This is a genomic window from Nostoc sp., from assembly GCF_036917135.1.
Classification (GTDB): domain Bacteria; phylum Cyanobacteriota; class Cyanobacteriia; order Cyanobacteriales; family Nostocaceae; genus Nostoc.
The window spans coordinates 1-522 of record NZ_JBALEA010000019.1 but is presented as its reverse complement, the minus strand read 5'-3'; the positions used below and the strand labels follow the sequence as shown (position 1 = coordinate 522).

At 40.8% G+C, this 522-nt stretch carries 1 protein-coding gene; it reads left to right on the top strand.

The genetic code is table 11. The features are described 5' to 3' along the window. On the top strand, positions 1-522 hold a 522-nt coding region (locus V7K50_RS04435), incomplete at both ends, for a putative Ig domain-containing protein (protein ID WP_334957647.1).

The following is a 522-nucleotide window of genomic DNA, read 5'->3' as shown; positions in this document are numbered from 1 at the left end:
TCCCTTAAATGCAGATGTGGGTAGCTTAAGCATTAAACTTACCGCCACAGATACTGCTTTTGCTAAAGTCAGTGATGTTTTTGTACTCACTGTTAAGAACACCAATGATGCACCAGTCGTAGTCAATGAAATTGCTAACCAACAAGCAATAGAAGACACGGTTTTCAGTTTCACTTTGCCAGAAAATACTTTTATTGATGTCGATGCTGGCGACACTCTCACCTATACTGCCATTCTCGATAACGGTGACTCTTTACCAAGTTGGTTGAGTTTCAATGCTACGACTAAAACCTTTAGTGGTACTCCCTTAAATGCAGATGTGGGTAGCTTAAGCATTAAACTTACCGCCACAGATACTGCTTTTGCTAAAGTCAGTGATATTTTTGTACTCACTGTTAAGAACACCAATGATGCACCAGTCGTAGTCAATGAAATTGGTGACAAACAAGCAACAGAAGACACGGTTTTTAATTTCATTATCCCAGACAACACCTTTCGGGATGTCGATGCTGGCGATCGCCT